Origin of the sequence: Nostoc sp. FACHB-133, assembly GCF_014698055.1 — a bacterium.
GTDB lineage: Bacteria > Cyanobacteriota > Cyanobacteriia > Cyanobacteriales > Nostocaceae > Nostoc.
This window is the reverse complement of the sequence record NZ_JACJSH010000002.1, coordinates 214,819-240,802: the sequence shown is the minus strand read 5'-3', so window position 1 is coordinate 240,802 and position 25,984 is coordinate 214,819. Positions and strand designations below refer to the sequence as shown.

The 25,984-nt window shown below is 42.3% G+C and carries 19 protein-coding genes; 9 read left to right on the top strand and 10 right to left on the bottom strand.

The annotated features are described in order from the left end of the window. Positions 1–114: 114 nt before the first annotated feature. The 3 genes from fabG (at position 115) to H6G86_RS03020 (ending at position 4,106) form a co-directional block, all read left to right on the top strand. Positions 115–861 (top strand): 3-oxoacyl-[acyl-carrier-protein] reductase, encoded by a 747-nt coding sequence (fabG, locus tag H6G86_RS03030; protein WP_190933043.1) that lies wholly within the window; start codon positions 115–117, stop codon positions 859–861. A 274-nt stretch (positions 862–1,135) separates the two neighbouring features. Beyond that, positions 1,136–2,356: a chromate efflux transporter gene (gene chrA / locus H6G86_RS03025; RefSeq protein WP_190933042.1), complete on the top strand. Its 1,221-nt coding sequence runs from the start codon at positions 1,136–1,138 to the stop codon at positions 2,354–2,356. Positions 2,357–2,888: 532 nt separating this feature from the next. Beyond that, positions 2,889–4,106 carry a glutathione S-transferase family protein gene (locus H6G86_RS03020; RefSeq protein ID WP_190933041.1) on the top strand — a complete coding sequence of 406 codons (1,218 nt, stop codon included), beginning with the start codon at positions 2,889–2,891 and terminating at the stop codon, positions 4,104–4,106. A gap of 222 nt (positions 4,107–4,328) precedes the next feature. Here the strand turns inward: H6G86_RS03020 and H6G86_RS03015 are convergent, their stop codons facing one another. The 7 genes from H6G86_RS03015 to H6G86_RS02985 all read right to left on the bottom strand — a co-directional run bounded on the left by H6G86_RS03015 (position 4,329) and on the right by H6G86_RS02985 (position 13,005). Continuing rightward, positions 4,329–5,654: a DUF58 domain-containing protein gene (locus tag H6G86_RS03015; protein ID WP_190933040.1), complete on the bottom strand. Its 1,326-nt coding sequence runs from the start codon at positions 5,652–5,654 to the stop codon at positions 4,329–4,331. 28 nt (positions 5,655–5,682) lie between these two features. Then, positions 5,683–6,540, bottom strand: coding sequence for a nitrate ABC transporter ATP-binding protein (locus tag H6G86_RS03010; RefSeq protein WP_190933039.1), 858 nt, complete (start codon positions 6,538–6,540; stop codon positions 5,683–5,685). A 319-nt stretch (positions 6,541–6,859) separates the two neighbouring features. Next, positions 6,860–7,162 (bottom strand): hypothetical protein, encoded by a 303-nt coding sequence (locus H6G86_RS03005; protein ID WP_190933038.1) that lies wholly within the window; start codon positions 7,160–7,162, stop codon positions 6,860–6,862. A gap of 84 nt (positions 7,163–7,246) precedes the next feature. Beyond that, the gene (locus tag H6G86_RS03000; RefSeq protein WP_190933037.1) at positions 7,247–9,247 is read right to left on the bottom strand and encodes an ABC transporter ATP-binding/substrate-binding protein; all 2,001 of its coding nucleotides are present in this window, start codon (positions 9,245–9,247) and stop codon (positions 7,247–7,249) included. Between the two features lie 109 nt (positions 9,248–9,356). Beyond that, the gene (ntrB, locus tag H6G86_RS02995) at positions 9,357–10,196 is read right to left on the bottom strand and encodes a nitrate ABC transporter permease (RefSeq protein ID WP_190933036.1); all 840 of its coding nucleotides are present in this window, start codon (positions 10,194–10,196) and stop codon (positions 9,357–9,359) included. A gap of 82 nt (positions 10,197–10,278) precedes the next feature. Next, complete coding sequence (locus H6G86_RS02990; RefSeq protein WP_190933035.1) at positions 10,279–11,661, bottom strand: CmpA/NrtA family ABC transporter substrate-binding protein; 1,383 nt, start codon at positions 11,659–11,661, stop codon at positions 10,279–10,281. 576 nt (positions 11,662–12,237) lie between these two features. Continuing rightward, positions 12,238–13,005 carry a BUD32 family EKC/KEOPS complex subunit gene (locus H6G86_RS02985; RefSeq protein WP_242064661.1) on the bottom strand — a complete coding sequence of 256 codons (768 nt, stop codon included), beginning with the start codon at positions 13,003–13,005 and terminating at the stop codon, positions 12,238–12,240. 53 nt (positions 13,006–13,058) lie between these two features. On the opposite strand from H6G86_RS02985, the gene H6G86_RS38505 reads away from it, so the two are divergent. After that, positions 13,059–13,277: a hypothetical protein gene (locus H6G86_RS38505; RefSeq protein WP_242064660.1), complete on the top strand. Its 219-nt coding sequence runs from the start codon at positions 13,059–13,061 to the stop codon at positions 13,275–13,277. A gap of 221 nt (positions 13,278–13,498) precedes the next feature. On the opposite strand, the gene argJ is transcribed toward H6G86_RS38505, so the two are convergent. Together argJ and gatB are read right to left on the bottom strand one after the other, a co-directional pair. Continuing rightward, complete coding sequence (gene argJ / locus H6G86_RS02980; protein ID WP_190933034.1) at positions 13,499–14,740, bottom strand: bifunctional ornithine acetyltransferase/N-acetylglutamate synthase; 1,242 nt, start codon at positions 14,738–14,740, stop codon at positions 13,499–13,501. Between the two features lie 629 nt (positions 14,741–15,369). Further along, positions 15,370–16,845 carry an Asp-tRNA(Asn)/Glu-tRNA(Gln) amidotransferase subunit GatB gene (gatB, locus tag H6G86_RS02975; RefSeq protein WP_190933033.1) on the bottom strand — a complete coding sequence of 492 codons (1,476 nt, stop codon included), beginning with the start codon at positions 16,843–16,845 and terminating at the stop codon, positions 15,370–15,372. A 130-nt stretch (positions 16,846–16,975) separates the two neighbouring features. Here gatB and H6G86_RS02970 point away from each other — a divergent pair, with 130 nt between their 5' ends. Both H6G86_RS02970 and H6G86_RS02965 read left to right on the top strand, forming a co-directional pair. Then, positions 16,976–17,500 (top strand): DNA topology modulation protein, encoded by a 525-nt coding sequence (locus H6G86_RS02970; RefSeq protein WP_190933032.1) that lies wholly within the window; start codon positions 16,976–16,978, stop codon positions 17,498–17,500. A 357-nt stretch (positions 17,501–17,857) separates the two neighbouring features. Then, positions 17,858–18,208, top strand: a complete 351-nt coding sequence (locus H6G86_RS02965) for a hypothetical protein (RefSeq protein WP_190933031.1) — start codon at positions 17,858–17,860, stop codon at positions 18,206–18,208. A gap of 117 nt (positions 18,209–18,325) precedes the next feature. Here H6G86_RS02965 and H6G86_RS02960 read toward each other — a convergent pair whose 3' ends face one another. After that, complete coding sequence (locus tag H6G86_RS02960) at positions 18,326–19,336, bottom strand: cyanophycin synthetase (protein WP_190933030.1); 1,011 nt, start codon at positions 19,334–19,336, stop codon at positions 18,326–18,328. A gap of 382 nt (positions 19,337–19,718) precedes the next feature. Between H6G86_RS02960 and H6G86_RS02955 the strand changes: the two genes are divergently transcribed. The 3 genes from H6G86_RS02955 (at position 19,719) to H6G86_RS02945 (ending at position 25,800) form a co-directional block, all read left to right on the top strand. Further along, positions 19,719–19,955: a hypothetical protein gene (locus tag H6G86_RS02955; protein ID WP_012408924.1), complete on the top strand. Its 237-nt coding sequence runs from the start codon at positions 19,719–19,721 to the stop codon at positions 19,953–19,955. A gap of 761 nt (positions 19,956–20,716) precedes the next feature. Then, positions 20,717–24,835, top strand: coding sequence for a PAS domain-containing hybrid sensor histidine kinase/response regulator (locus H6G86_RS02950; protein WP_190933122.1), 4,119 nt, complete (start codon positions 20,717–20,719; stop codon positions 24,833–24,835). After that, positions 24,832–25,800 carry a response regulator gene (locus H6G86_RS02945; RefSeq protein ID WP_190933029.1) on the top strand — a complete coding sequence of 323 codons (969 nt, stop codon included), beginning with the start codon at positions 24,832–24,834 and terminating at the stop codon, positions 25,798–25,800. Before H6G86_RS02950 ends, H6G86_RS02945 begins: the two co-directional genes overlap by 4 nt. Positions 25,801–25,984 lie beyond the last annotated feature (184 nt).

The following is a 25,984-nucleotide window of genomic DNA, read 5'->3' as shown; positions in this document are numbered from 1 at the left end:
ATGACAGCAAGATTGTCTTCCTAAAGAGTGAGATTTTATCTAGACAATATTCAGATGTTCCCTAAATCACCATAAGATAATTAGCGCGGTATTTCTAAGATTGAGGAACATTAAATGACATTATTACAAGGTAAAGTCGCAATTGTCACAGGTGCATCACGAGGAATTGGCAAAGCGATCGCAATTGAATTAGCTTCACAAGGAGCGATCGCAGTTGTCAATTATGCTAGTTCGAGTGCTGCGGCTGAGGCAGTTGTTACAGAAATTACAGATGCGGGAGGTCAGGCGATCGCTATCCAAGCAGACGTTTCTAAAAGCGATCAAGTAGATGCACTAGTTAACGCCGTTATGGAAAAGTTTAGCCGTGTGGATATCTTAGTCAATAACGCAGGGATAACCCGCGACACACTACTTTTGCGGTTAAAGCCAGAAGATTGGCAAGCTGTGATAGACCTAAATTTAACTGGTGTTTTCTTATGTACACGCGCCGTCAGTAAAATCATGCTCAAACAGCGATCGGGGCGAATTATTAACATTACCTCCGTTGCTGGGCAGATGGGCAACCCAGGTCAGTCCAACTACAGCGCCGCCAAAGCCGGTGTAATCGGCTTCACCAAAAGCGTTGCCAAAGAACTGGCTACTCGCGGTATTACCGTTAACGCCGTCGCCCCTGGCTTCATCACCACCGACATGACCAGCAATCTCAATAACCCCGAAGATATCCTAAAATACATCCCCCTCGGTCGCTTCGGTCAGCCCGAAGAAGTCGCTGGGATGGTGCGCTTCCTAGCCGCCGACCCCGCCGCCAACTATATCACCGGACAAGTTTTTAACGTCGATGGCGGAATGGTCATGGCTTAAGTAGTGCTAAGTTAAGAGTCATTGCAAGGAGGCAGGAGACAGAGGGTAGTTTTCCTCCTGCCTTCATCTGAAGAGATATATTTACGTTGACACACAACATAATTCTTCTGTAGAGTGAGTGCGTAATACCCTTTCACTTTCAGGTTGATAGAAATAGACCGCAGGGGACAGAATTAGAGACAAATCTATTTGTATCCAGCATTTTGTGAAATGGTATAAGCCCTAATCTTAAAAGATTAGTCTAAAACTGAATGAAAAATATTTCCTAGCAAAGATGACTAACTCAGCACCAAGTCGTTTGGGTGAACTCGCCAAACTGTTTTTTAAACTTGGCGTTATCGGCTTTGGGGGCCCGGTTGCCCATATTGCCATGATTGAAGATGAAGTGGTTAAGCGTCGTCAGTGGTTGACAAGGGAGCATTTTCTGGATTTGCTGGGCGCAACTAACCTAATTCCTGGGCCAAATTCCACAGAAATGGCTATCCACATAGGATACATCTATGCAGGTTGGTTGGGGCTGATTGTCTCAGGTGTATGTTTTGTCTTACCTGCGGTTCTAATTACTGGGGGATTTGCTTGGGTTTATGTTGCCTACGGCACTTTACCTCAAGTAGCTCCGCTCCTTTATGGGATTAAACCGGCTGTTTTAGCAATCATTATTAATGCCCTCTGGGGCTTGGCAAAAAAGGCTGTGAAAACTCGCCAATTGTTAGTGATTGCTTTGGCTGTGGCGTTAATAACATTATTATTCAAATTAAATGAAGTAATTGCCCTATTAGTTGGGGGATTGCTGGGTATGGTTTGGTTACATTCTGGCGATAAAAACGACAAACCAGGAGATAAAGCCAACTTTCTAATTGCTAGTCTCACTACCGGTGCGACTTTAAAGGCATCAACGGTTGTTGCTGCATCGGTAGCTACCGCATCTACTGCAACCAACGTTTCTTTATGGCAGTTAGGTTGGTTTTTTCTGAAAGTCGGTAGTGTCTTGTTTGGTGGTGGCTACCTTTTGGTGGCTTTTCTCCAAGGAGGATTAGTTCAAGAATATGGCTGGCTGACACAACAGCAGTTACTAGATGCGATCGCAATTGGTCAATTTACTCCTGGGCCAGTACTTTCGACTGCTACGTTTATTGGTTATATCATTGCCGGCATCCCTGGCGCAATTATTGCCACAATCGGAATTTTTCTACCTTCTTTTGTTTTCGTTGCTGCCCTGAATCCCTTAATTCCCCGCTTACGGGCCTCTTCTTGGAGTAGAGCATTTTTGGATGCTGTGAATGTTAGCGCTGTAGCGCTAATGGTTGTTACCACCCTGCAACTGGGTGCAGCCACCTTAACATTACCACAAGCCCCATTTGTAGATTTTCTCGGCTTGGCGATCGCGATCGTCTCAGCCATTTTAGCTATTCACTTCCGCATCAATGCTGCATGGCTAGTCTTTGGTAGTGCTTTTATTGGATGGGGCGCTACACTCTTGGGCTACACTCGTTAAAATTGCATATTTTCTCAAAACAGAATTCTGGAATCATCCGATTTCTTGGTGAGGCTGCGCCAAATTTTCTTAGCTTCTTCTTTCTTTGTGTCCTAACCTGCGGGAAGCCGCTTCTCTTCGAGAGGCTTCGCCAACGTGTCTACGTTCCTCATATAGTTTGGCGCAGCTTCATACAGAATTGGTATCATGACCTTCGCCAGAGCTTCTTAAACAAGCTAAAAATATAGATATACTAAATCTTGCTTTCAAAGTATTTTCATGTGATAATCACCATTAACTCCGGTAATTCAGTAAAGTTGCAGTAGTTTTTCGCTAGTTGAACAATTAAGTTTTTATCTGTTTAGAGACTATAAGCATGGTAGTAGACATACCAGTTTCTAGCTTAAGGGGTGATATCTAGAAAAAGTTTGCTACTTTGTGTAGTAGCAGACATCGTATTTGAGTTTAAAATTCTAAATATTTAAAGATAAATTCTTTGTGCCAATTTTTATCTATACTTCCATTCCCTAATCTAAATTTGTCAAGGTGAAATATGTCAATTCAAAACACCGTATCTAATTGGGAAGAACTATTAGAAATTGCCCAAAAAAATACCCCAGCCCGACGGGTGCGTAGACCAGGGCAATCCCCTTCCACCGCTCCCATTCCTAGCAGTCTTGATAAACTACCACCAGATACAGAACCACCAGTATTGCTCTACCGCGATACTAACTCTTGGTGTCCATTTTGCGAACGGGTTTGGTTTGCTCTTGAAGAAAAAGAAATTCCCTTTACAACAGAGTTTATCGACTTGACTAACAAGCCTAAATGGTATACAGATTTAGTTCCCACAACCCTTGTTCCGGCTGCCAGAATTGAAGGAAAGTTAGTCTATGAATCTAAAGACATTCTGTTAGCATTAGAAGAACAATTTGGTTCAACTTTGCTTCCTGAAGACCCAGAGGAAAACGCAGTTGCTAGGCAGTGGCTTGAAGAAGCTGAAACCAATGGTGTGAGAGATATCGCTTATAAATTCCTCCGACAAGCTCCTGAAGATCCGAATGAATTAGCAAGCTTACAGACAGCTTTTGAAGCTAAATTAGACGAACTTGAGCAACTTCTAGGAAAATATTCTGGCCCCTACTTTTTATCTACATTTAGCGTGGTAGATATTACCTATAGCCCTCATTTAGATCGCTTGGCGGCTAATTTACCTGTTTATCGGGGATATCACCTCAAGGGAAATCCTCGGTATCCTCGGATCAACGCTTGGTTTGAAGCACTCAAACAGCGTCCTGCTTATCACCGCGTCAAATCGGATGATACCACCAACAATCTACTTCTACGTCGTCGATGGGGTGTGATACCAATCAGCAATCCTTTGCCCCCAGATCCAGCACTTAGCCAGGAAATCCAATTTAGGGCAGAGGCGGCTGAGAGATTGACTGATAACCGAGAAGTTGCTTTAGGAGACATCCTGAAAAACTCCGGGGTGCAAGCATTGGCGGTTAATGGCGACACAACAGCCGTTAAAGAAGCGGTTGATTTCCACCTCAGATTGCTGGCTGACTATCTGATTAATGGCAATGGTGCAGCATTACCGTGGGGGCGCGTAGGCGGCAAAGACAACGCCGATCCGACTGTGGCTGCGGTTGGAGCCATCACACTCGCCTATGTGAGAAATCGCATCTGTGCGCCACGGGATATGAGTGCTGGTGCAGCAACTGCATTCCGGGCAGCAGCAGATAAGGTGTTGGCATCTCTTTATTAGCGATCGCTACCGACAGGTTAAGATCCGATCTCGCATAGTGGTAGTCTGGACAATTCCTAGCTACCACTTTTTTCTGAAAATTAGTAGAGACGCATTAGTATACAATACTTGTCGGTTAAGGGGAAAAGGGGAAAGGGAAAGGGTTTGAATTTTCCTTTCCCCATTGCCCTTTAACCTTTCCCCAGACCAAAAAGGGGCGCAAAGTGCAATTTCGCGTTTCTACTAAAGTTGATTCCGCGCTTTGAGTTGCAGATATCGCTCAACTACCTGATCGGCAATTTGATTTGCTGGTGCATCTAGTACCAATACACCTTTTTGTTTCAATTGAGCAAAAGCTACTTGTCTTTGCATTAATAAATCGAGTGCGACTGCACGAGTATAAGCTTCTGTAACATTATCTGTAAAAGTGTGTGCCAAATGGTCAACTTGTGGATCTCGCAAGGTAACACAAAATGGCAGATAGCGAGGCGCTAACTTGGAGAGTGCAGCCAAGAGTTCTGTAGAGGCGGTGATATCAACTAAGTCGGTAATTACGACTACAAGCGCCCTCCGAGTTTGACGTTGCAAAACATTTGTTACCGCCCCCAAATAATCAGATTCAAATAATACTGGTTGAATTGGAGTTAGGCGATCGATTAGCTGATTCAAATGATGTTGACCACGTTCTGGGGGAATCCACGTGTGCATTTGGCGGTCAAATACACCAACACCCACGCGATCGCCTCGATGTAACCCCGCCAATGCTAAGGATAAAGTTGCATTCAAACCCCAGTCAAATCGCTGCAAGTTCTGCACCTTTGCAGTCATCAACCGCCCGCGATCGAGCAAGATTAGTAAAGTTTGTTCTTGTTCTGGTTCTAAAACCCTCACCAGTGGCGTTGCATTCCCATAAGCACCAACCCGACGGGCGGTAGCTTTCCAATCAATAAAGCGCAAATCGTCACCAGTGCGATAGTTCCGCAGTTCGGCAAACTCTGTACCAATACCAGTTTTACGAGATTGGCGCATTGATCCTGATGATTGCAATGTCAAACGAATTGTGAGCGATCGCAATCCCACCAAATCAGGATAAACTTTCACTGGTAAACTTTGGGAAATTTGCCAATCATCCCAAGCTAATCCCCAAATTCCCAACTGTCGGACTTGAATATTTCCCCAAGGAAACTCGCCGCGCTGTTTTGGGTTGACGGTATATGTTAATTCTTGGGTGGTATTACTGGGAATAATCGCCCGGTGTGTAGGCGCTGATACAGCAAACCCTGTTGGGTAGTAATCGCAGATTTCAATTAAGGCGTTGGTATTTGGCGATGTTACTTTTAGGATTACCGGATTATCCCGCCCAATGGATAATCGGGATGGTAATTCGCGGGTAATTTGTACGCGAGAACGTCGCACCTGCAAGCCATCTGCAATCATCAATCCAATAATGATGGCATTAAATAACACAATGATGGCGATGGTTACTTGAATGCTGAAAAAAAGGTATAGGATCGGGGCGATCGCTATACCTAAAATTAGCAATAAATAAACTCGTTTAGAAGGAACCATTTTAGAAATTAGGAGAATGACGATTAGTTTAACCTACGTCATCATGGGCAAAGCGATTAAAGAGGAAGTCTAAGGCATAATTACGTAGTTGGTAGTATTGTGGATCTTCCATGATGCGGGCGCGATCGCGGGGACGAGAAAAAGGAATTTCCATGACTTCGCCGATTTTCGCGTGTGGGCCATTGGTCATCATTACCAATTTATCTGCTAAAAATAGTGCCTCGTCGATGTCGTGGGTAATCATCAGCACTGTACAACGGTTATCGCCCCAAATTTTCAGCAGTTCTTCTTGTAACTCTTCTTTGGTGATGGCATCCAGCGCCCCAAAAGGTTCATCTAAAATTAAAACTTTAGGACGAATCGCCAAAGCACGCGCGATGGAAACCCGTTGTCTCATCCCGCCAGACATTTGCATTGGTTTCTTTTCCATTGCATCAGCCAGTCCCACCATTGCTAAATGATCGCGCACGATCGCTCTTTTTTCGGCTTGTGGTTTGTTGGGATAAACGGCGTTAACAGCTAAATAAATGTTTTCAAAAGCAGTTCGCCAAGGTAACAGGGCATAGTTTTGGAAGACAACCATTCTGTCTGGGCCTGGTTTGGTAATGGGTTCTCCTTCTAGTAATACTTCGCCGGAGGTGGGAAAGTTAAAACCGGATACCATATTTAGTAGTGTCGATTTGCCACAGCCAGAGTGACCGATGACGCAAATAAACTCGCCCTGTTCGACGTTAAGGTTAACGCCATCGAGTACGGTGAAGGGGCCTTTCTTTGTGGGATAGACTTTGGTAACGTCTTTAATTTCTAGGAAAGGTCTGCGGCTGGTGGTTGCAGCTGCGAATGGTTTTCCTAGTGTGCTTGTAGCTGTTGAGTTGCGGTTTTGCATGGTATTTGGTATTTGGGGATTAAAAAGCTAAATGTACGCGATGCAAAAATGAATATTCTGACCTCTCTCCAAACCTCTCCCCTTGAAGGCTACGGTGTACACACAAGTCTGAAATAGTTTACTCATCTGGGTTTAAGCGTAAGTTTTACCCCTCCCTAACCCTCCCCTTAGAAAGGGGAGGGAACTAGATTTCTTTTTTCCCCCCTTTCCAAGGGGGGATTAAGGGGGGTAATTCGATTTGTGTGAAGGGGAGAGGCTTTGAATTTTTCCCCTTCCCTACAAGGGAAGGGGGAAGGGGGTTAGGTCTTTTGCTGGTTTTTCAGATGATGTAAAAAGTTAGATCATTAACGGAGATAAAAGGTGGATTCATCCAGTTCAAACACTCGTTGACGGAGATAAAAGGTGGATTCATCCAGTTCAAATACTCGTTAACGGAGATAAAAGGTGGATTCATCCAGCTCAAATACTCGTTGACGGAGATAAAAGGTGGATTCATCCAGTTCAAATACTCGTTAACGGAGATAAAAGGTGGATTCATCCAGTTCAAATACTCGTTGACGGAGATAAAAGGTGGATTCATCCAGCTCAAATACTCGTTAACGGAGATAAAAGGTGGATTCATCCAGTTCAAAGACTCGTTAACGGAGATAAAAGGTTCGCGTGTGATATCCTACTTCTCCCACTCCCTCTTTCTCTCACGATTTTTTTATGACGCAAGTCTCCTTCTCGGTGCATCAAGAACAACTTCCGCTATTGAAAAATCACGTTTAATTTTTAAGTTGTTGAGATAAGCGATCGGATCGTCGGCGTTAAAGGGAGTACCATCGAACAGTTTGATCGGTTGGCGAATATAGCTAATATCCAAACCTAATTCTCGTGCGGCGGTGCTGAAAACACGCACGCGACACACCCGTTCCACAACTTCTACCCAATTTCTGGGGAAAGGAGTGTCACCCCAACGCGCCAATTGACTCATAATCCAAATTTGTTCGGTGCGACTGGGGCGGTTGATGGCAGAATCAGAATAAAACTGGTGATGGGCATAGTCTCGCAACGGATGGTCTAAGTCACAGGTGAGACTATCTGGATCTTCGAGTTGAATGTATTCTAAATCAGTGCTGACATAATCTCGCCCTGCTAAAATTTGGCGAATTTCTTGGGTATTTTCGGGATTTGCACAATATACGCAAGCTTCCAACAAAGCTTTAGTTAAGGCAATATGCGTATTTGGATAATTTTCTGCCCAATCTTCCCGCACACCAAGAACTTTACCGGGGTGTCCCAACCAAACTTCTAAGTCAGTAGCAATGGTAAAGCCGACATTTTCCACAGCAGCGCGGTAGTTCCAAGGTTCCCCCACGCAGTAACCATCAATACTTCCGGCTTTGAGGTCGGCTACCATCTGCGCCGGGGGAATGGTTTTCATATCCACATCGCCATCCGGGTCAATTCCACCAGCCGCTAGCCAGTAACGCAGCAGCAAGTTGTGCATTGATGCGGCATGTACTACTCCCATTGTGTGCCGTTGTTCGCGGGTGCGAAGCAGGTATCTTTTGAAATCTGATAAGGTTTGCACACCTTGGTCATAAAAGTGTTTTGCCAAGGTAATGGCGTTACCGTTGCGAGTCATGGTGAGGGCGGTGACAACGGGCAGAGGTTGGTTATTATGTCCTCCCAAGGTTAACCACATTGGCATTCCTGAAGGCATTTGAGCCGCATCTAAGTAACCACCACTTATGCCATCTTCTATACCCCGCCAGCTACTTTCCCGCACGAGGTTAACTTCATCTAAACCATGTTTGAGAAAGAAGCCTTTTTCTTTAGCAACTGCTAAAGGGGCGCAAGCTGTCAGAGGTAAAAAGCCAATTTCTAGGTTAACTTTTTCTAATCCATGACGGGCAACGTCGGCAGTTTTCCGCGCCCGAATTTTCTTGATGCGCTTCTGCTGATTGAGGAAGTAAATCATCTCACTCCGTAAGCTGTAATAGCTGGGATGTTCTACTACTTCCATCCGCTTACGGGGTCTGGGAATATCCACTTCTAAAATGTCACCAATTTTAGATTCGGGGCCGTTGGTTAGCATCACGATTCTGTCAGATAACAGCACTGCTTCATCTACATCATGTGTAACCATCACGGCGGTAACTTCATTTTCTTCGCAAATTTGCATCAGTTGTTCTTGCAAATTGCCGCGTGTGAGTGCATCCAACGCACCAAAGGGTTCATCTAGCAAGAGTAATTTGGGACGAATTGCTAAGGCGCGGGCGATCGCAACTCGCTGCTTTTGTCCACCTGATAACATTCCCGGTTGTTTATCAGCATGGGGACGCAAACCCACCATATTTATATGTTTTTCGATAATGGCGTTGCGTTCGGCTGCGGGTGAACCTTTCATTACTGAGTCCACAGCGAGGGCAATATTTTCTCTTACCGTCCGCCAAGGCAATAGCGAGTAATTTTGGAAAACCACCATTCTGTCTGGGCCGGGTTTGGTGATTCTTTGTCCTTCGAGAGTGACAATACCCTCAGTTGGCAAATCCAAACCCGCAATCATATTTAATAAGGTGGATTTGCCGCAACCGGAGTGACCAATCAAAGAAACGAATTCTCCTTTTTTAATTTGAAGGTCGATTCCTTTGAGGGCGATATATTTGCCACCACCAGTTAATTCAAAAACTTTTTCAATTTGATCGACAGCTACAAACATAAGATATTTGGTATTTGGTATTTGGGCATTGAAGATTAGAGATGATTGGGGATTAAGGATTGGAAAAATCTTTCTTAGTTCCCATTTCCCATTCCCCATTCCCCATTCACTATTTTTGCTCTGCTGGTAAAATCTTGTTTTGCAGCCAGCCCATCGCTTTATCTAGAAGCAACCCAACAACGCCGATATAAACTAGAGCCAAAATTACTTCGCTGACGTTGTTATTTTGATAGGCATCCCAGATAAAGAAGCCGATGCCGACAATACCGGACATGACGATTTCGGCGGCGATAATCGCTAACCAAGCTAAACCGATCGCAATTCTCAAGCCGGTAAAGATGTATGGTAATGCCGCCGGAATCAAAATATTAGTGAAATATTCTTTGCGGCTAAGTTGCAGAACTTTGGCGACGTTGTTGTAATCTTGGGGAATTTGGGTAACGCCGACAGCAGTGTTAATTAAGATGGGCCAAATGGCGGTAATGAAGATTACGAATAAGGCTGCGGGTTCGTTTTGTCGTAAAGCTGCTAGAGAAATTGGTACCCAAGCTAGAGGGGGTACAGTTCGCAGTAGTTGAAAGATGGGGTCTAAAGCTTTGGACATGGTTCTATTGACACCAATCAAAATGCCCAAGCCAATACCAACGATCGCAGCTAGGGTATAACTGATCGCAACCCGTTGCAGACTAGCGAGAATCTGCCAAAATAGACCTTTATCAATGCCACCTCTGTCATAAAAAGGCCAGAAAATCAGAACCCAAGTGTCTTGGATAACTTGTATTGGCCCTGGTAATGTGGCTCCTGGAATCCAAGCGAAGAGTTGCCAGAGAACGAGGAAGATTGTGATGGCGATCGCTGGTGGTATCAGGTCAGGAAATTGCTTTTTCAGGCTGGATATAAAGCCATTACTCAATCTAGGGCTTGCAGGGCGTTTTTGAGCTATTGTCATGATGTTGTATTCTCCGCAAATTTTATTTGTTATTTGTCCCAGACGCGATTCATCGCGTCTCTACAAGTGGTGAATCGCGTCTCTAAACACTGACCTTCTTGATTTTGAGACTCTTCAAATATTCTTCTGGTTTTTCGGGGTCAAATTTGATGCCATCGAAGAACTGTTCTACACCACGGGATGTATTTGTGGGAATATCAGCAGCAGCAATCCCAGCTTCTTTTGCAGCTTCTTTCCAAATATCTTCGCGGTTGACTTTGTTGATAAGTTCCTTAGCCTTAGCAGCATTATTGTCAATGTAATCTTTGGGCAAGAATCCCCAGCGAACGTTTTCAACTATGAACCATAAATCGTGACTCTTGTAGGGATAAGAAACATTACCTTTTTCATCTTTCCAGTAGTAAGCAGCCATTGATTTATCATCAATTTTGCGACCATCACCCATGTCATACTTCCCTTGGTATGGATCAGCCAGGATTTCTGGTGAAGAAAGATTGAAATAATTTCGTCCAGCCAAAATTTGAGCCGCTTCTTTCCGATTATCAAAATTATCTAGCCACTGTTGGGCTTCCATAATTCCTTTTAAAATTGCTTTAGTAGCTTTGGGATTTTTATCAACCCAATCGCCTCTCATGGCAAAATATTCTTCAGGATGATTCTTCCAAATTTCTGCGGTTAATGCTGCTACATAGCCAATTTTTTCTTGAACAAGGCGATAAGGCCAGGGGTCGCCTGTACTAAAAGCATCCATTGTTCCTGTTTTCATGTTGGCCACAGTTTGCGCCGCAGGTACTGTCAGCAGCTTGACATCTGCATCTGGATCTAACCCGCCTGCTGCTAACCAGTAGCGAATCCACAAATCTTGGTTGACGTGGGGAAAGGTAAATGCGGCGGTGAAGGGTGTTGAAGATTTTAAATCCTTAATTAAAGACTTAGCGCTGGCGAGTTGTAAATTAATACCTTTGCCTTCGTGCTTGTTTGCGATCGCAATTCCATTCCCATGTGTAATCAATTGACATAAGACATACATGGGGATTTTTTGATTGCCTTTGGTAATTAAACCTTCTGAAATTAAATGTGGCATTGGCATCTGCCATTGACCGCCATCTATACCACCACCGGCAGAACCAATTTCTACGTTGTCCCTTGCTGAACCCCAAGAAGCTTGCTTGGAAAGGTCAACATTAGTCATGCCATACTTTGCAAAAAAGCCTTTTTCTTTAGCAATAATTAGTGGAGCCGCTTCCACAATGGGAATATACCCCAGCTTGACTGTAGTAGTCTCTGGTGCTTGTCCGGAATTAGTATTAGCAACCGACTGAGCAGTTGGTTGTGCTTGAGTGCTTCCACCAGTTAGGTTTTCAGGAGGATTACCTAAACAGCCTTTAAGGAATACAGCACCCGCAGATGCTCCGGCTGTGAAGATGAATTTGCGGCGAGAAATTTGATTAAAAAATTCTGTCATAAATATCTCCTGAAAATGTAAATGTTATTTTTTATAGCTATGACAATTTAGGCAAAAAACCTTGTGTTTCTTGCATTATTAATGATTAATCAAGCTATATTTGATCAAGCGATCGCAGCCATTTCATCAATGAAATAGCTACCTATATAAGAACTCGGTTAAATTATTGGCTCTGCTTTTATAGTGTGATGCAGAGGTGTCATTCACCTTGTTGAAATCAGTTTACAGCCTTTGAAGCCGAAATTGTTAACTTGGAGTCGCGATTATTAAACAAATATTAGATTGGATGTATAAGTAAAAATTTATCTATTATCCTTAACTATAGTAATAATTTTTAATATATCAACTCTTATTTATGAAGACTATCATGTTTACTTTATGATTGACTATCTCCACTTCTTTTGTAACTTAATTTTAGTAGTAATTTGTTATCTATAAGTTTTTACTTATCACAACCATTATGTTATCTCTATAATTTAGGAGCGCATTGCGATGAGAGTGAGATGGTAAGGCTGGGAAAGCTGTAGACCTAAGTAAACACCCCAAATAGGTGTATTTCTTATCCAGCGAGCGCAACTATCTGCCATTTCCAACACCACGAATAAACCCCGTCTCTTTAAGCAGCAGCCGTAGTTCTGCGTGACGAAGTTTAGTGTCCTTGTTGTTGTTTTCCCACATATCAGAAAAGAAGTCTTGCATCAGCGCAATGATGCCACGGTACTTGACGATGCTGGCAACATAAAAATTATCTAACTTCATGACTCCATCAGCATGTATCTGCTCAATGTTGTCGAGTAATATAGAGCGCAGTTCATAAGGTTTTAAGCCTTCTTTTATGCCATATTTTTCCATAATCCGGCGTTTATCGTTCTCCGAACATAAATCATACGGCGATCGAATCAGATGACCAAGATTCCGCAGAACTTCTCCGTAGTCATAAAATCTGTTCTGCTTAAAAAAAGATTCTTCATCTTTCGTCAACGTAAAACTCTTATCAAGTACCAAACCAAAATCGGTCAAATATGTCCGCTTACCGTCGGTGAGGATATTGCGAAAATGTGCGTCAAAGTGGATGATTCCCTTCGTCCTCAAAAAGTTAATCGTCGTGCGTAAGTCATCCAGGGGTTTTTGAAGTTTGTTGGGGTTTTCCCGCAGCCATGTTTCCAGAACATGCGGTATATACTCTAGAAACAGAACCAACTCATAGTTGGCGATCGCTCTATCTAACATATAATTCCCGGCGTTGGTACTATTGCCCCAGTACTCCACATAATCTTTTAGACGTTCCATATCGACATCCGCCCGCCGCCCAGAGAAAGGAATAATCCGATAATGGTACATCACATCAGTGGGAAAGTGACAATTGCCCCCGACAATACCCAGTTGGTTGTCTTGATATGGGTAACGAGTTCCCGGAAGACCCCAAAACCAGTGGAACCGAAGCCGTAATTACAGTAAGTCGGCAGGTTATAGAGGTTTCTGGTGGAGAACAGGTTGTCATATTCGATGTTTGTAACCGGAACACGTTTCACAAAGACCTTGGATTCCCCAAGGACGATGGTGTGATTCATTCCCCAACCCGTACTCGACTCATGCGACTCACTATTGTCAAATAGAGAACCCAATTGTGCATTATCCAACTGAGCGATTTGTGAACTGAGCTTGAAGTACCTCTTCCTTCTAAGTTCTATATGCTTCTTAGGCATTTTCCCCCGTCCAGCCACAGTATGAGAAACTGTCAGACTATTCTGATACCAATTCAATTAATGATTGCAAAACATCCTTGACTCAAGACGCGATGAATCGCGTCTCTACAACGCAAACAATTGGGAGTAGTTTACGTAGTGTATTCGGCGTTAATCTTCACGTAGTCATAACTCAAATCACAACCCCAGGCTTTACCCACGCCATAACCATTGCCAACGTTAACGGAGATTAACACCGTATCATCTTGGAGATAAGCACCCGTCGCTGCTTTTTTCAAATAGGCACTCGCTGCTGCACGGTCAAAAGTTAAGGGTTGCCCGTTTTCTAACATTAAGAAATTTCCTAGCTTAATTTGCAGATTTTCTTGCTCAAATGGCACACCTGCACGTCCTGCGGCGGCGGCGATGCGTCCCCAATTTGGATCGCGTCCAAAGATTGCAGATTTAACTAAGGATGAACCGGCGATGGTTTTGGCTATTTGTCGGGCTGAAATTTCATCATGGGCCCCTGTTACTTCCACTTCAATTAGACAGGTTGCACCTTCACCATCACGAGCGATCGCTTTGGCTAAATGCTGGCAAACTGCTGTTAACATCGCCTCTAATTTCTCTGCTTCTGCGCCCCATTCTATAATTGCTGGGGTACGAGATTGACCATTTGCCAAGGCGATTAAGCTGTCGTTGGTACTAGTATCACCATCCACGGTAATGGAATTAAAGCTTCTATCAGCCGCCCTTGCTAACATTTGCTGCCACAGGGCTGGGGAAACCACAGCATCACAAGTAACAAATGCCAGCATGGTTGCCATGTTGGGGTGAATCATGCCAGAACCTTTGGCAATACCACCAATTCGTACTGGGCGATCGCCTACAATTGTCTCTAAAGCAATAGATTTTGTTACCAAGTCTGTAGTGATAATCGCCCCAGCTGCGGCATCTGAACCTGTTGCAGATAGTGCTGCTACTACTTTGGGAATTCCACTTCGCAAAGCATCCATCTTAATTCTTTGACCGATCACGCCAGTGGAAGCCAATAAGATAGATTCAGACGAGATGTTTAGTGCTTGGGCTACTGCCAGAGAAGACTCTAGGGTATCAAGGTAGCCTTGATTACCTGTAGCGGCATTTGCTTGTCCAGCGTTGCAAAGGATGGCACGAGCGCTAGGTTTGGCTTGCAAGCGTTGGCGACAATATTCTACACAGGCAGCTTTAACTTGACTGGTGGTGAATACACCAGCTGCGATCGCTTCCACCTCTGAGAATATCAAAGCTAAATCTGGCAACCCCGAAGGTTTCAACCCTGCGGTTATTCCCGCCGCCTGATACCCCCTTGGTGCTGTGACACCACCTGTAATTTTTTGCCAATCTGCCATTATTCTTCCTTACAACTATCAGGTTGGATAGGTCAATTTGTGCTTTAAAAAAGTGCGAAGAGACGCGATTACTCCCGTCTGTACAAGAGTTATGAGTTTCCCCCCAGTTCCCTTGCTCCCCAATTCCCAGTTACTATTATGAGTTTATTTGCTGATGGCAATAATAATGCACCAGTTGGCGATTAGCATAATTGTTTTACCTTTCTTATGACGAAAGACAAATTATGAAAAAAGAGAGCAACTTGGGTCGCTCTCCAGATCATTACGGTGCATCTTTTAGTCACAGTATATATTTAATTATCTAAGAGTTAATACTTATTGATTAAGATTTCTTCTAAAATTTTAATGAAAATGCTCCGTAGATACCACAAAATTAGATAAAAAAGAGAGCTACTTAGGCAGCTCTCCAGATCATCAGGGTGCATCTACTTACCACACTATATCATTTTAGGTATGCGGGTAGTCACCAGTTTTTATATGAAGATTTCATGAAGAAACACCGAGAAAATACTTACTTTAGGTATGGGACATTGGGCATTGAAAAGAGGCAGAGGGGCAGGGGGCAGAGAGGAAAACTCTTCTCCCTTACTCCCTGCTCTCTCAGCCTTTAAACCTGCTTTGACAGACTACTAAGCATTCAGTTTCTTTTCTACCAATTCGTTAGTCAGCTTAGGATCAGCACGTTTGGCTGTTTTTTTGAGAACTTGTCCAACAAAGAAGCCTTTGAGGTTGGTGTTACCGTTGCGATACTTTTCTAGTTCTTTGGGATTGGCGGCTATGACTTCATCAACGATAGGTTCTAGTACACTAGGATCAGTGATTAACTCTTGACCTGCAAAAGCTTTTTCAGGAGAAATCCCACTGAGCAAATCTGGTAACTTTTCTTTAGCTTGAGCATTGCTAATTTTACCCGTTTCAATGCGAGTAATGATCTCAGCTAAATTGGTAGGAGTCAGCCCGATTTGAGTAATACTGAGTTTTTGCTTATTAAGGTAGGCGGCGATATCTTGAGTAATCCAGTTTGCAGCAGCTTTGGCATTTGCTCCAGATGCGATCGCAGTTTCAAAATATTCCGCTACTGGACGATCTTCTGTCAACACTCGCGCATCGTAAGCCGAAAGCCCCAACTCACTTTCATAATGATGGCGTTTTTGGGCTGGTAATTCTGGTAATTCGTTGCGCCACTTCTCTAATTCTGAATCCGTCACCTCAATTGGTGCTAAATCTGGTTCGGGGAAGTAGCGATAATCGCTAGAACCTTCCTTCACCCGCATACTACTTGTACGTTGAGCGCCTTCTTCCCACAGCCGAGTCTCTTGGATGATGCGCTCACCTGCTTCGATGGCGGCGATTTGGCGATCAATTTCGTAGTCAATCGCTCGTTGAATGGCGCTGAAGGAGTTCATGTTTTTAATTTCTACCTTGGTGCCAAATTCCTCTCGTCCCACAGGACGCACAGAGATGTTGACATCGCAACGCAGAGATCCTTCTTGCATATTGCCATCACTCACGCCGAGATAGCGCACAATCCGGCGCAACTCTTCGGCATATTCAGCAGCTTCTAATCCAGAACGCAAATCAGGTTCCGAGACAATTTCAACTAATGGAATACCTGCGCGATTGTAGTCTACCAGAGAATAGGAAGAACCGGAAAGGCGATCGCTACCTGCGTGTACCAATTTTCCCGCATCTTCTTCCATGTGCAAACGTGTAATTCCAATGCGTTTGCGGCTGGGATTCCCCTCAGCATCTACCAACTCAATTTCTAACCAACCATGTTCTGCGATCGGTAGATCGTATTGAGAAATTTGGTAATTTTTGGGTAAGTCAGGATAAAAATATTGTTTCCGGTCAAACTTACTATATCTCGCAATTTGACAATTCAGTGCCAAACCAGTTTTGACAGCATATTCTAATACTTTTTCATTGAGTACAGGTAAGACCCCAGGTAAACCCATACAAACCGGGTCAATGTTAGTATTTGGGTCAGCACCAAATGCCGTAGAGCTATTAGAGAAAATTTTGGTCTTGGTACTCAACTGACAATGGGTTTCTAGACCAATAATCGCTTCATACTCAGTTTTTACAGTTGTAGCAGTCGTCATAATATCACTAATTTCGGCATAATCCTTGTAGTGGTACTATTGTAGCGGCGTATTGAGCTGCGCTGAAGACGGTTATTTGGGTGAGTAATGCTTACCCTGATGAGCTTGAAAAGGAAGTTCTAAACCTAAGATGAAGAAAATCTTGATTATTGGTTCGGGGGGTGCTGGTAAATCTACCCTAGCCTGCGAACTGGGAACCATCTTAGGCTTAGAAGTCATTCACTTAGATACTTGGTACTGGAATCCTGGCTGGGTTGAGACTCCAAAAGCTAAATGGCAAAGTATTATCCAAGACTTAACCTTGCGAGAATCTTGGATTATGGATGGTAACTATGGCGGTACTCTCGACATTCGTTTATCGGTTGCAGATACGGTAATATTTTTGGATTTTTCTCGGATTTTATGTTTGTCGCGGGTGATTAAGCGTCGCTTCATGTATGCTGGACAATCCAGACCTGATATGGCATCAGATTGTCCTGAAAGATTGAATTGGGAATTTCTCAAATATATCTGGTCATACCCAATTACTCGCCGTCCTATAATTTTAGAAAAACTTAATCAACTAACACCAAATCAGCAAGTCATTATTCTCCACAAGCCCAAGGAAGTTAGAGAGTTTTTGCAAAATTTTTCTCACTATAGCAATCCGATTTGACTTCTGTTCGCGCAGCGTGGCGTAGCCATATTTATTTTTGTGGGCAGGCAACAGACAATAGGCAAGAGGAAAGAAGGCTCTTTGAGCTATACTGAATTTTTTCAAAAATCAAATATGAGTCCTATCTAATTAAAAATGTATACAAATTTTAATCAATATTTTAAACTATTTAATAATAAATTAAAATTTAAAAATTTAGCACTCAAAGCTTGTTAGTGCTAATATCCAACTGAACTTTAATACCTATGATATAAACCAAAAGTATACTTTTTCTATATGCTTAAGTTAGGTTAAAAGTATTATAATATAGAATAAAGTAAAGCTTCCTGCAAGTAATTTATAACTCGGAGTACTAGCATGAAATACACTTTTGATATTGTAGGAGTATCTCCACTTTTACAGTTTTTTAACCACCAACAGCAAAATGAGCAAAAACCACCCCACCAAGGTGTAGAATATTTGGGGATGTATACGTGTACACTAGATACCTTTCTAGAATCGGTAGAATCTGTTCCAGCGAAGTGGGATTGGAATCTAGATCAAGTGGTAGATACCGTGATTCAGTTTTGGCTGAACAACTCAGATAGTATTAGTTATTGGAAAGTACGTTTAAGTAATGCTGGTAAAGATAATTTACTAGTCGCAAGATTAGCAGATATAACCGCTTTACAAGCTGAATTTGAATCTCTACTAGATAAGAACTGGTGAATAGATAGTTAGAGATAGGACTCATATTTGATTTTTGAAAAACTCAGTACAACTCAAAAATCCTTCTTGCCTCTTGACTGTCAACGCAAGTAAGTATTGCTGCACCTCCAAGCACAATCAATACTTTTCTCTGTTATTTTCGTTTTCAAGTATTTTGAGAATTTTGAGATATAGATTTTCTACTCTTTTGGTCTGAACTTCACCAAATGAAGCATAGTGGCTTAAGCTAGGAGCGCCATTTACTTCAAGGATTGTATAATCTACTATTGGTGAGGTTATATCACTAGCAAGAATGTCCACACCTGCTAATCTCAGTTGCATATCTTTTGTAATACTTACTGCGAGTTTTTGAAAATCAGGATGAATGCTTTCTGTAAAGTCTACTGCCTCGCCTCCAGTCGATAAATTGGCATTATCTAAAAGATATACAATATTATTTTTAGGTATCACACTACTAAAATTTAGCTTCCGTCTTCGCAAGTTTTTTTTAATTCTGTAATCTTCAAAATCTATAATTTCTTTTCTACCATTTTTGATAAAATTTTCTTGCTTCTGTTGCATAAGTTCTAAAACATTAGACTGACCATCCCCGTTTATAAATAGGGGAATTCTTTGATATGCCGAAACTACTTTATCATCAAGTACTACAATTCTATAATCATTGCCACTATAAAATCGTTCTACAATAAAACCTGAGACTTTTTGCAAGATTTTCTTGGCTATTTGATAATATTCTTGCTTATTATGAATCTTGGTAACAAATATTCCTTGACTGAGATTAATTGGCTTGACAATTACAGGAAATCCCAACTCTTTAGCATAATAGAATCCTTGATCTATATTTCTGATATTAGCTATTTCTTCGCATAATTCTTCACTAAAAAATGTTTTTCCTTCGGTAACTTTGTAGCCAAAATTATTCAAAAAAAAGCTGGAAACACTTTTATCTTTTGCTATTGCTGTTGAACCCGAAGAATTAATACTAAATCTGGTATTCCTAAAAAAAGTTTGATTCCCATTTTTAAAGGTAATCAGTCCCACAAAGGTGCATTCTGGATCTACTAAAACTACTGCTCCTATTTCCTCTGCTACTTTTTGAATGATTGATGTTACAAATGGTGTTTCCATTATGATAACTATAATTTTATCGGGGGAACATTAATATTATTCTCAAATGAGCTTTTGATAGTCTCTTTTAAGACACTAACATTAAGTTTACCACTGATACTGATTTTCCTTCTGCGTATGCAAACAAATCATGAAAACTCAATATTTGGTAAACCTTCTGCTTGAAGATTTTTTGATGCTGAAAACAGTTGCAAATTAAGGCTTTGAGATTCATTGCTACCTGAAAATTACAACTTAGTTAGTCTAAAATTTAGCGCTAAGTGTTGACAACTTATTAATAATCGAATAACAAGGTGGCAGCAGCATAAAAAAAAGCGTTAGTGCATTCCTACCTAGAAACTAATTAACGCCCTTCATTAAACTTCATACGGATAACATCATTATGCCAGAAAATACGGTTAACCAAGCTTCTAAATCAGACAATCAGCCTATTGCTTATAAAGAACGCCTCAATTCTTGGGCGATCGCTCGTCAGCTTCCTAATACGCAACGGGAAATTGTTGCTCGCTTCCGCAGTCGTTCTGATGCCGATGGCTATATGCGACACCTCCCCCAGGAAATACCAAATGCTTCATATATGGTTGTTTTTGATTGCCAACGCGAAGCATCTGTGATTTAAAGTACAAATTTCGGCAATAGACCTATTTTGAAAATAGGGAACAGAGAAAGAAATTTTCGTTCTAGATTGTGTTTGCGTAGGGGGTGCTTTGTCCTTACTCTGTTCATTAGTATCTTTTTACATTCTTGTGGTGAAAAAGGAAGGGTTAAGGGGAAAATCCAATCCCTTTAACCCTTGCTCTTAATGTATCTTTTTGCCCGCAAAAAAATTAAAAATGTGTAGGTGTAGTTCGTCGAAAGCGAACAGCGCTCACTACAAACTAATTTCAATACAGCAGTTTTACTTTGCATAAAGTATAAAGCTATTGGTTTAGAGGCAGGAGGCAGGAGATAGAAACTAATGCGTGAATTCTGCATCGGATACCTCACTTACTTGCAATCCTCTGTATTTATTACATTACTTAACTTCCTTTGATTATTCTTGCCTAGTTACTTAATTAAGAAGCAGAAGTTATTAAATTTTTTTCCATTATATTAAAACTCATCTATGTTGAAACCAAGAGTTTTTTAAAAGATATATTCATGTAGGTTGGGTGGAGTGAAACGCAACCCAATATTACCACCTGATTTATGTTGGGTTACGCGATCGCTCCACCCAACCTACAAAACTACAAAACTACGCTTCTCAAGTAGACAAGGTTTATATACAAATATATTACTTAAAAAAATCCGTAATTGTCCCCTTGCTATTGATATTTTAAATTACTTAAAAGTAAAGGTTAGTGTAATAAGCCCTGAAAGAAAGTGCTTGAGGGTTCATCAGTGGTCAAACAGTGCCGATATCACTGGTTAAAAGCTGTGATATTTTTCCACAAACAAAAATTACTAGCTTTATTGCTGGGGATTTTCTTCTCAATCTCTGTAGTTTTACTCTGCCAGCGACTTTCAATTCAGACTCCAAAATTATTAACACAAGTAGTATTAATTACAGGGCTATTGGTTGTCACGCTGACATTACCAATCTGTTTTGTCCTGGCGATAAAAGCAATAAATCAGGATTTAACTCACAAGATTTTTGAACAGAAACAAATAGAACTTGACCGTCGTTGCAGTGAGAAGCATCTGCACCAGCTACTGGAAACTGTCAAAGTCATCCCTTGGGAATTAGACTTGAAAACTAGTCGATTTACCTACGTTGGGCCGCAAGCAGTAGACTTGCTAAATTATGCGATCGCAGAATGGTACGAGAAAAATTTTTGGTACAATCATCTGCATCCAGATGATCGGGAAAAATCCGTTCGTTTTCGTCAAGAAGCAACTGCTAGGTGCGAGAATCACGAATTAGAATACCGGATGCTAGCAGCCGATGGGCGAGTTGTTTGGCTGCGAGACATTGTTAGGGTAGTCGAAGAAGCAGAAAATCCTACTACGCTGAAAGGGTTTATGTTTGACATTAGTGATTTAAAGCAGATTGAAGAAACCTTGAGGCTGAAGGAGAGGGTACTTGCTGCTACCAATAATGGAATTATCACTGCCGATGCTAAACTTCCCTATAATCCAGTAATTTACGTCAACTGCGCCTTTGAACAAATAACAGGCTACAGCGCTACTGATGTGATTGGGCAAAACTGTAGATTTTTACAACACGCAGATATACAGCAATCAGCACTCAATGAACTGCGCTCATGTATTCAAGCTGGAACAAGTTGTAAAGTTATTCTCCGTAACTATAGCAAAGATGGTATCTTATTCTGGAATGAATTGGGTATTTCTCCTATTCATGACGAAAATGGTAAGTTAAGCCACTTTATTGGAATTCAGACAGATATTAGCCACCGCAAGCAAGCTGAAGCCAGCCTGCATTGGCAAGCTCTCACTTTTGAAAACATGAATGATGGCGTAATTATCACAAATTTAACCGGAAATATTATTGACTGGAATCCTGCTGCCCAAAGTATGTTTGGCTATGCTAAAGCTGAGATTTTGGCTAAACATATCAGTATTTTGCATCAACCGGAAGTAGCCGCAACATTAAGCACCAAAATTCTCGAAACAGTTAACCAGCAAGGACGCTGGTCAGGGGAAATACACTTTCTTGGTAAAGATGGCAGTGAGAGAATTTGCGAAACAACTGTAGTCTCTTTACAGAATGAACAGGGAGAAACTGTTGCCACTGTTGGCATAAATCAAGATATTACCGAAAACAAACGAGCTAAAGAAGCATTGCAACGCCAATTGCATCGCACCCTACTACTTGAACAAATTACTCAAGAAATTCGTCAAAGTCTTGATACCAGCAAAATCTTTGAGACAGCTGCTACCCAAATTGGACAAGCGTTTAAAGTCGATCGCTGTCTGATCCATTCTTATGTTTGCGACCCCATTCCGAAAATTCCTTTAGTAGCACAGTATAATACACTTTCCAGTCCCTGCTCTGTGTTGGGATTGGAAGTTCCCATGATTAATAATCCCCATGCAGAGAAGATGATGGCACAAGAAACTGCGATCGCCTCTCCTGATGTGTACGCCGATCCTTTACTTAAGGCGGCTGAACCTATCTGCCGAAAAATTAAGCTGAAGTCTATGCTGTCAATCCGCACCTCATACCAAGGAGAACCCAATGGTGCGATCGGATTACATCAGTGCAGCTATTTTCGCCAGTGGACACCAGACGAAATCGAATTACTAGAAGCAGTAGCGGCTCAACTGGGTATTGCTCTAGCACAGGCTCACTTACTGGAACAAGAAACCCGCCGACGGGAAGAACTTACCTTGAAAAACTTTGCTTTGGAGCAGGCAAAACGTCAGGCTGAAGCCGCAAATCGGGCAAAAAGTGAGTTTTTGGCAATGATGAGCCACGAAATTCGGACTCCAATGAATGCTGTTATTGGCATGACCGATCTCCTGCTGGATACTGACCTCACCCCTCAACAGCAAGACTTTGTAGAAACAGTTCGCAGTAGCGGAGATGCTTTGCTCACCATCATCAACGACATTCTAGATTTCTCAAAAATTGAGTCGGGAAAGCTGGAATTAGAAGAACAGCCTTTTGATTTGAGAGCTTGTGTAGAACAGGCTATTTCTCTATTAGCCCCGAAAGCTGCCCAAAAAGATATCGAACTAGTTTACCTAATCCAACCGCAAGTTCCGACTCAGATCGTTGGCGATATGACACGTCTGCGGCAAGTCTTAATGAATCTCCTCAACAACGCCATTAAGTTTACCGAACATGGAGAAGTGCTACTCTCTGTTGAACTGGGGGCTGGGGATTCAGGGAAGCAGGGGGAAAATTCCTTTCCTCTGCACCCTTCCCCCTGCTCCTCTGCCTCTTCCGAGTCCCCAATCCAAATTCAATTTGCCATCAAAGATACAGGTATTGGCATCACATCAGAGAAAATAGAGCGGTTATTTCATCCTTTCACTCAGGCTGATGTCTCCATGACTCGAAGATATGGCGGCACAGGGCTAGGACTAGTGATTAGCAAGCGGCTTAGTAAGATGATGGGGGGCACTCTTTGGGTGGAAAGCCAAGGGATTGTTGGTGGCAATCCTAGCCCTAGATGGAAAAGTAGAGAATTATTATCATCTCCTGACTCTTCCCAAGGTTCAACATTCTACTTCACGATTACTGCCCAAGTGTCTGCTGTACCAGAAGCTGAATTTAGTAATTCGCCGATGCAGCTTCAGGGAAAGCGCCTGTTGATTGTGGACGATAATCTGACTAACTGTCAAATTATCAGCTTGCAAGCAGAGTCTTGGAAAATGGAAACTTATGCTGCCAAATCTGCGAAAGAAGCGTTAGCTCAACTTGCTCAGGGAACACAGTTTGATATTGCCATTTTAGATATGGAAATGCCAGCAATGGATGGCATAACCCTAGCTCGTCAAATCCGCAGGCAATCTGGTTGTCAAGATCTACCTCTAGTGATTCTTACTTCTTTAGGTAGAGGAGAAACATTCTCTGACTTTAGTGATCTCGATGCTGTCTTTTTGAGCAAACCCATCAAACAGTCTCAACTCTACGATGTTATGACCCGTGTTTTAGGAAATCAGCCAAGCCAAGCGAGTATTTCTGATTTTCCCTTGGTTGATCGGCATTTGGCCCATCCATTGCCATTACGGATTCTTTTGGCAGAAGATACGGTTGTCAATCAGAAAGTTGCCTTACTGATGCTACAGAAAATAGGTTATTCAGCTGATGTCGTAACTAATGGGGTAGAAGTACTCAAGGCTTTGCAAAAACAGCCTTATGACCTAGTGTTGATGGATGTCCACATGCCCGAAATGGATGGTTTAGAAACAGCTCGGAGAATCTGTCAAGAATGGAAAGTTGGTTTTCGTCCGCATATCATTGCGATAACTGCCAATGCGATGCGAGGCGATCGCGAAATTTGTTTTGCTGCTGGTATTAATGACTACATTAGCAAACCGATTCAGCTTCAAAAATTAGCTCAGGCACTCAGCAAATGCCCACGCCAAAGAAGTCTTGAAGTCACTTCCATAGTCAAACAAGATCGAGCGATGTACTTAGAATTGCAACCTTTGCAAAATATTCTCCAAGAAGGGCAAAACCAGACATTAAAAAGTGCCAAAATTGATGCCAAAATTCTCCAATCCTTACGGGATATCGTCAGAGGCGATCGTGTCGTATTTGCTGAACTAATTAAGTGTTATCTTACAGAGACACCGAGACTGGTACAAGATATTAGCACTGCGATCGCAAATCGGGATGCCCAGACTATATGGAAGGCAGCCCATCAACTTAAGTCTAGCAGTGCCTCAATTGGAGCGATCGCTTTAGCACAGCTTTGCAAGGTTTTAGAAACACAGGGACGGAGCAGTGAATTAGAAAACACCATAGAATTACTCCCGCAGTTATACCAGGAATATGAACAAGTTAAAACTGCCTTAGAAAAAGAACTTGCGAAGGAAACACCATGACAGCTACTGCTCAAGAAAGCCAATCTTTAGTTCTAATTGTTGATGATGAGCCTTTTATCCGGATGATACTTCGGCATTTCTTGGAGCGGGAAGGCTATAAAATAGCGGAAGCTCAAAATGGCAGAGAGGCTTTAACTGCTTTTAAGGAACTGCGCCCTGACATAATACTTCTTGATGCCATCATGCCGGATATGGATGGGTTCGAGTGTTGCACTAACTTAGAACTTCTTGATTACAGCAAGCATACTCCAGTTTTAATGATTACAGGACTTGAGGATCAAGAGTCAGTTGACCGGGCATTTGCAGTGGGAGCAATGGACTATGTTACCAAACCGATTCACTGGCCAGTTTTGCGACAACGGGTAAAACGCTTGATTGAGCAATCTCAGTTACAACAAAAACTGGAAACCGTTAATTTGGAATTGCAACGATTAGCTACTATTGATGGATTAACTCAAATAGCTAACCGCCGACGCTTTGAAGAGTATTTTAACCAAGAGTGGCAGCGTCTAAAACGGGATCAACGGCCTCTTTCCCTGATTCTTTGCGACGTTGATTTCTTCAAATTATATAACGATACTTATGGGCATCGAGTAGGCGATCGCTGTCTTCAAGAAATTGCTAAGGCCATTAAAAATATTATTAAACGTCCCGGAGATTTAGTTGCCCGTTATGGTGGGGAAGAATTTGCTGTAATTTTACCTAACACAGACACCGAAGGGGCGACTCATGTTGCCAAGAAAATTTGCCATACTGTCCGAACATTAGCAATACCTCATGAAAATTCCCAAGTTAGTCCTCATGTAACCATTAGTGTCGGGTTTACGACAGAAATTCCTCAGTCAGATTCTGACTTGGAAGAAATGATTGCCGCAGCAGATCGGGCATTGTATCAAGCAAAGGCAGCAGGGCGCGATCGCTTTGTGCAAAATATTCTACTACCCAAAAATAAAAATTTCCGCTAGTGCGCCAAACTGTCACACATTAAGGCTTGCTGCAAAAGCCTTGTAGTAGTCTGCCAACCCAAAAATGCTGCGTGATGGCTGGGGAAAGGGGAAAGGTTTTGAATACATCCTTTCCCCTTTACCCCTTACCCAGACCACAAGGAAAGTTAAAAATGCTTATCCGAACCGTATTGGGGTAAGGAGT

Coding starts and splice junctions, on each gene's coding strand:
- H6G86_RS02970 (WP_190933032.1), top strand. CDS start 16,976: ATGAAGAAAATCTTGATTATTGGTTCGGGGGGTGCTGGTAAATCTACC.
- H6G86_RS03015 (WP_190933040.1), bottom strand. CDS start 5,654: ATGGTTCCTTCTAAACGAGTTTATTTATTGCTAATTTTAGGTATAGCG.
- fabG (WP_190933043.1), top strand. CDS start 115: ATGACATTATTACAAGGTAAAGTCGCAATTGTCACAGGTGCATCACGA.
- H6G86_RS03020 (WP_190933041.1), top strand. CDS start 2,889: ATGTCAATTCAAAACACCGTATCTAATTGGGAAGAACTATTAGAAATT.
- gatB (WP_190933033.1), bottom strand. CDS start 16,845: ATGACGACTGCTACAACTGTAAAAACTGAGTATGAAGCGATTATTGGT.
- H6G86_RS02955 (WP_012408924.1), top strand. CDS start 19,719: ATGCCAGAAAATACGGTTAACCAAGCTTCTAAATCAGACAATCAGCCT.
- H6G86_RS02990 (WP_190933035.1), bottom strand. CDS start 11,661: ATGACAGAATTTTTTAATCAAATTTCTCGCCGCAAATTCATCTTCACA.
- chrA (WP_190933042.1), top strand. CDS start 1,136: ATGACTAACTCAGCACCAAGTCGTTTGGGTGAACTCGCCAAACTGTTT.
- argJ (WP_190933034.1), bottom strand. CDS start 14,740: ATGGCAGATTGGCAAAAAATTACAGGTGGTGTCACAGCACCAAGGGGG.
- H6G86_RS38505 (WP_242064660.1), top strand. CDS start 13,059: ATGGGTAACGAGTTCCCGGAAGACCCCAAAACCAGTGGAACCGAAGCC.
- H6G86_RS03010 (WP_190933039.1), bottom strand. CDS start 6,540: ATGCAAAACCGCAACTCAACAGCTACAAGCACACTAGGAAAACCATTC.
- H6G86_RS03005 (WP_190933038.1), bottom strand. CDS start 7,162: ATGAATCCACCTTTTATCTCCGTTAACGAGTATTTGAGCTGGATGAAT.
- H6G86_RS02960 (WP_190933030.1), bottom strand. CDS start 19,336: ATGGAAACACCATTTGTAACATCAATCATTCAAAAAGTAGCAGAGGAA.
- H6G86_RS02945 (WP_190933029.1), top strand. CDS start 24,832: ATGACAGCTACTGCTCAAGAAAGCCAATCTTTAGTTCTAATTGTTGAT.
- H6G86_RS02965 (WP_190933031.1), top strand. CDS start 17,858: ATGAAATACACTTTTGATATTGTAGGAGTATCTCCACTTTTACAGTTT.
- H6G86_RS03000 (WP_190933037.1), bottom strand. CDS start 9,247: ATGTTTGTAGCTGTCGATCAAATTGAAAAAGTTTTTGAATTAACTGGT.
- ntrB (WP_190933036.1), bottom strand. CDS start 10,196: ATGACAATAGCTCAAAAACGCCCTGCAAGCCCTAGATTGAGTAATGGC.